General features: G+C 72.8%; 4 protein-coding genes. 1 reads left to right on the top strand and 3 read right to left on the bottom strand.

Annotation, left to right across the window (positions count from 1 at the left end; all coding sequences use genetic code 11):
- Window positions 1-144: 144 nt before the first annotated feature.
- Window positions 145-1,320: a serine hydrolase domain-containing protein gene (locus tag FDO69_RS40775; RefSeq protein WP_104789260.1), complete on the top strand. Its 1,176-nt coding sequence runs from the start codon at window positions 145-147 to the stop codon at window positions 1,318-1,320.
- 65 nt (window positions 1,321-1,385) lie between these two features.
- Here the strand turns inward: FDO69_RS40775 and FDO69_RS40770 are convergent, their stop codons facing one another.
- From FDO69_RS40770 to FDO69_RS40760, 3 genes are all read right to left on the bottom strand, one after another.
- Window positions 1,386-2,063: a response regulator transcription factor gene (locus FDO69_RS40770; protein WP_104789258.1), complete on the bottom strand. Its 678-nt coding sequence runs from the start codon at window positions 2,061-2,063 to the stop codon at window positions 1,386-1,388.
- Complete coding sequence (locus FDO69_RS40765; protein ID WP_104789256.1) at window positions 2,060-3,295, bottom strand: sensor histidine kinase; 1,236 nt, start codon at window positions 3,293-3,295, stop codon at window positions 2,060-2,062. The genes FDO69_RS40770 and FDO69_RS40765 overlap by 4 nt, the downstream gene beginning before the upstream one ends.
- 106 nt (window positions 3,296-3,401) lie before the next feature.
- Window positions 3,402-3,957: MMPL family transporter (locus tag FDO69_RS40760; protein ID WP_145475630.1), on the bottom strand; the 556-nt coding region annotated here is incomplete at its 5' end.

Raw genomic sequence — 3,957 nt, 5'->3', positions numbered from 1 at the left:
GGGGGAGCGGACCGGGCCGGGTCCTCCCCCGCGTCGGCGAGGAAGTGACGCCGCAGGACCACCGGCGGGGGCGATCCGCGGGACGGCTCCGCTCCGGAGGATGAGGACGTCGCACAACGTCGGCCCCTCTCACCGGAGTTCGCCATGAAGACCCGTACCAGCCTGCTCACCGCCGCCGTGCTCGTCGCGGGCATCGCCGCAGGGCCGGCCGTACTCCCGGCCGCCGCCTCCGTCCCGGCCGCGACGGCCGCGCGAGCAACCGCTGAGCAGTCCCCGGACACCGCCCTCGAAGCCGCGATCGCCGGCCTGCCCAGCGCCGACGCCACCGCCGCCCTCGTGCGGGCCGGCGGCAAGGAGGGGGTGTGGCGGGGCAGTTCGGGCGTGCACGATCTGCGGACCGGACGGCCCGCCGATCCCGCCGCCCGCTTCCGCGCCGGGTCCGTGACCAAGGTCTTCACCGCCGCCGTCGCCCTGCAACTGGCCGCAGAGGGCCGCCTGGACCTCGACCGCAGCGCCCGCTCCTACCTCCCGGAACTGATCCCGGCGTCGTACGCGGGCGTCACCGTCCGGCAGCTCCTGAACCACACCCACGGCATTCCGGCGCCGGACTTCCCCGGCACCACCGTCGAGGAGTCGTACGCGAACCGTTTCCGGGTCCACGACCCCGAGGACATGGTCCGCTCGGCGACGTCGAAGAGGCCCGAGTTCGCGCCGGGCGAGCGGCAGCACTACCTCAACATCGGGTACACGATCGCCGGCCTGCTCATCGAGCGCGTCACCCACGACTCCTACGAGCATCAGGTCGCCCGGCGCGTACTCGGGCCGCTGGGACTGCGGGACACGTACTTCCCCGGAACGAACCCGCGCATCACCGGGCCGCACAACCACGGCTACCAGACCATGCGGCTCGACGACGGCACGACCGGGCTCCGGGACGTCTCCGTATGGGGGACGACGGACGGCTGGGCGGCCGGGGACGTCATCTCGACCACCGCCGACCTGGAGCGGTTCACGCACGCCCTGTTCGGGGGGCGGGTCGTGCGCGGACCGCTGCTGGAGGAGATGTTCACGCTGCCGAAGGTGACCGACGTCGGGACCGGGAAGCCGGCCGCCTACGCCGTCGGTCTGTCCATGAAGGTGCTCGGCGGGCGGGAGGTCTGGGGCAAGACGGGCGGGCGCTGGGGGTACAACGCCGCGATCGCCTCCACCCGCGACGGCTCCCGCACCCTCGTCTACAGCGTCAACTCCACCGACGCCAAGGGCCGGGACATGAACCGGACCGCCGAGAAGCTCATGGTCGCGGCCTACGGCAGGCCGTAGGCGCGGCCGGCGAGGGGTTCACGCCGGTGGCGCCACGCGTACGAGCCCGGTCCGGTACGCGAGGCTCACACCGGTGGCGTCGCCCGTACGAGACCCGTCTGGTACGCGATGACGACCAGCTGCGCGCGGTCCCGGGCGTGCAGCTTGGTCATGGCCCGGTGGATGTGCGTGCGGACGGTCAGCGGGCTGAGGGTGAGGTCCTCGGCGATCTCCGGGTTGGACCTGCCCTCCGCGGCCAGGGCCATCACCTCGCGTTCGCGGACGGTGAGGTCGGCCAGGCGCTCCGGTGGGGCCAGATGGGTGCCGGGGGCGGGGGCCATGAGGAAGCGGGTGATGAGGGAGCGGGTGGCGACGGGCGACAGGAGGGCCTCGCCGGAGGCCACCGTGCGCAGGCCGTCCAGCAGGGTGTCGGCGGTGACGTCCTTGCCGAGGAAGCCGCTGGCTCCGGCGCGCAGGGCCTGGGCGACGTAGTCCTCGGTCTCGAACGTGGTGAGGATCAGGACACGGGTGGCGGACAGCTCCGGGTCGGCGCACAGCTCGGAGGTGGCGGTGAGGCCGTCGGTGCCGGGCATGCGGATGTCCATGAGGACGATGTCCGGGCGCAGCTTCCGGGTCAGGTCGACCGCCTCGGCACCGTCGGAGGCCTCGCCGACCACCTCCGTGTCCGCGCAGGAGTCGATGAGGATGCGGAAGGTGGCCCGCAGCAGGGCCTGGTCGTCGGCGAGCAGCACCCTGATGGTCATGCGGTGATTCCTTCGGTGAGGTGGGGGGAGGGTTGCAGGGGCAGCGCGGTGGTGACCTCGAAGCCGCCCTGGGGGCGGGGGCCCGCGCACAGTTCGCCGCCGATGGAGAGGGCGCGTTCGCGCATGCCCATGACGCCGAAGCCGCGGCCCTGGGTGACCGCCGGCTCGCTGGGGCCGTCGTTGGTGACGGTGATCAGCAGCCGGGAGCCGGTGTAGGCGAGGAGCACGTGGGCGGTCTCGGCCGTGGCGTGCTTGGTGACGTTGGTGAGGGCTTCCTGCACGATGCGGTACGCGGTCAGGTCGACGCCGGGCGACAGCGGCTGCGGTTCCCCCTCCGTGGTGACGGCGACCTCCAGGCCCGCCGACTCGCACGCCGAGACCAGCTCCGGCAGGCGGGCCAGGCCCGGGGACGGTTCCAGTCCGGGGGAGCCGGGGGCATCGTCGTTGTCGCGCAGCAGGCCGAGCGTGGCCTTCAGTTCCCGCAGCGCGGAGGACGTGGTGCCGGTCAGGTCGGTGAGGATCTTCCGGCTCTGTTCGGGACTGGTGAGGGCGAGGTGGGCGGCCGTGCCGGCCTGGGCGTTGGCCAACGCCATGTGGTGGGCCACCACGTCGTGGAGCTCCCGGGCGATGCGCACCCGCTCCTCGGTGACGCGCAGGCGGGCCTCCTCCTCCCTGGTGCGCTCGGCGCGTTCGGCCCGCTCCTGCACCGACTGGAGGTAGGCGCGCCGCAGCTGCGTCATCTTGCCGGCGGCGAGCGGCAGCATCAGCCAGAAGATCGGGCCGATCGTCCGCAGCAGCAGGGAGAGGTGGTTCATGGAGCCGGAGAACACCGCCGCGAGCGTCACCGCGAGCAGGGCGGAGAGGCCGTAGACGCGGGTGGACCTGCGGTCGGTGAGCGCGGCCAGCCAGTAGAGGGCCGCCATGACCGGTGCCAGCAGCAGGGGCGTGACCAGGTAGCCGAGCGCGACCGCGGCCACCGTGCAGGTCCCGGCCACGACGACGGCTGTGCGCGGGTGGGTGCGGTGCTTGAGCAGGACGAGGCAGGCCACGCCCATGAGGGCCGTGGCGGTCTTGTCATGGTCCGGCGGCTCGGCACCGGGCATGGTGAGTGTTCCGCCGAGGGCGGTACAGCCCATCAGTGCCAGGACCATCGCCAGATCGACGAGGAACACGTGGCGTGCCGAGAAATCCTCGAGGCGATCCTGGTAGCGCCGCTCCAGACTGATGTTCATCGGGCTCTCCGGTCGGTGGGGCTGGGACCATCGTGGTCGACGCCGGGCGGGAACGCGCCAGGGGCCGCCCGTGTCCTTCGCCACGGGCGGCCGGGGTGCGGCTGCCTCAGGTGCGGGCCGGCTCCAGGTCGCGGACGGGGTCCGCGGCCGGTTCCGGCTCCGGCCGGCTGAGGGCCTCCCCCTCCACGTCGACCCGGGGCAGCGCCCGGTCCAGCCACTTGGGCAGCCACCAGGCCTTGTCGCCGAGCAGGGCGAGGACGGCCGGCACGATCGCCATCCGCACGACGAACGCGTCGAGGAGGACGGCGGAGGCCAGTCCGAAGCCGATCATCTTGATCATGGAGTCGCTCTCGCCGATGAACCCGGCGAACACCGCGATCATGATCAGGGCGGCGGCCACGACCACCCGGGCGCTGTGCCGGAAGCCGGACGTGACCGCCTGGGCGGGCGACTCGCCGTGGACGTGGGCCTCCCGCATCCGGGAGACGAGGAACACCTCGTAGTCCATCGCGAGGCCGAAGACGATGCCCACCAGGAAGATCGGCATCAGGCTCATGATCGGGCCGGTCTGCTCCACGCCGAGGAGCTCGGCGCCGTGGCCCTGCTGGAAGACCACCACGACCGCGCCGAGGGAGGCCAGCACCGACAGCAGGAAGCCGAGG

The sequence above is a fragment of the Streptomyces tibetensis genome, assembly GCF_007655005.1.
In the GTDB taxonomy this organism is placed as follows: Bacteria; Actinomycetota; Actinomycetes; order Streptomycetales; family Streptomycetaceae; genus Streptomyces; species Streptomyces tibetensis.
Note: the sequence above shows the minus strand (reverse complement) of the source record. Positions and strands in the feature narration are given on the sequence as shown.

Bases quoted from the DNA above. Each gene is read 5' to 3' on its own strand.
- FDO69_RS40775 (WP_104789260.1), top strand. From the start codon at position 145: ATGAAGACCCGTACCAGCCTGCTCACCGCCGCCGTGCTCGTCGCGGGC.
- FDO69_RS40770 (WP_104789258.1), bottom strand. From the start codon at position 2,063: ATGACCATCAGGGTGCTGCTCGCCGACGACCAGGCCCTGCTGCGGGCC.
- FDO69_RS40765 (WP_104789256.1), bottom strand. From the start codon at position 3,295: ATGAACATCAGTCTGGAGCGGCGCTACCAGGATCGCCTCGAGGATTTC.